Origin of the sequence: Paracoccus salipaludis (genome assembly GCF_002287065.1) — a bacterium.
GTDB lineage: Bacteria > Pseudomonadota > Alphaproteobacteria > Rhodobacterales > Rhodobacteraceae > Paracoccus > Paracoccus salipaludis.
Window position 1 is genome coordinate 1 of record NZ_NSJZ01000086.1, and the last position, 763, is coordinate 763.

1 pseudogene is annotated in these 763 nt (G+C 64.2%); it reads right to left on the reverse strand.

Features of this window, described 5'->3' with window-relative positions:
* Positions 1-399: pseudogene (locus tag CK240_RS17680) on the reverse strand (replication initiation protein); the annotation flags it as partial.
* Between the last annotated feature and the right edge of the window lie 364 nt (positions 400-763).

The following is a 763-nucleotide window of genomic DNA, read 5'->3' on the forward strand; positions in this document are numbered from 1 at the left end:
GAACATCCGTGAGAAATACCAGCTGATGACCAGGTCGCCGGACAGTTCGTCGCGGTAGTCCACCTCGGCAATGTCGAGCAGCCCCCCGATGGTCAGGCGCTTCTTCTCGGTGTCATCGTGGATCAGCACGGCCGCCTGCAACTCCGCGAACAGCGGAGCGAGACTGGCGCGATCGTGGTTGCGCAACCCCTCGACCCCGCGCACCTCGGACAGCCGGACGCGATGCTCCACGTCCTCGCCCATCCTGCCGCCTGCCTTGGCGATGAGCAGGTGCATCAGCTTGAGTGCCGCCAGACCCGGCGGATTCTGCATGTAGGTGCCGCGCGCCACCTCGGCGGGCAGCACGGTCCTGGACTGGTCGTAGGCCCGATCAGCGGCCACTTGGACGGTCTTTCCCATGCGGCCCCATTTGTGGCCTGTGCGGCCCCATTTGTGGCCGATAGACGTACAACCTATTGTATTCAAATGCGTTTTCACGCCTGAACTATAAGAACATTAGAACAAGAAGGGCGCACAGCGCCTTCCAGCCCCCAAACCTTAGAGACAGAAGGCACCGAACCAGCCCACCACCTGTGGTGCGGTGGGATCTGCAATGAGCAGAGCCGGTGGTAAGGACAGCGCCCAACCTTGCGCCACAGACCCGGAGCGGCCTGCTGACGGGCCTCTGCGGTGCCCGGGCGTCCAAGTGCTGAGAAACTGATCGAGCGCCGCCAGCAGGCCGCTCCGCGCGTCTGTGGCCCTGCGAGGCGAGGCCGGCAGCAAG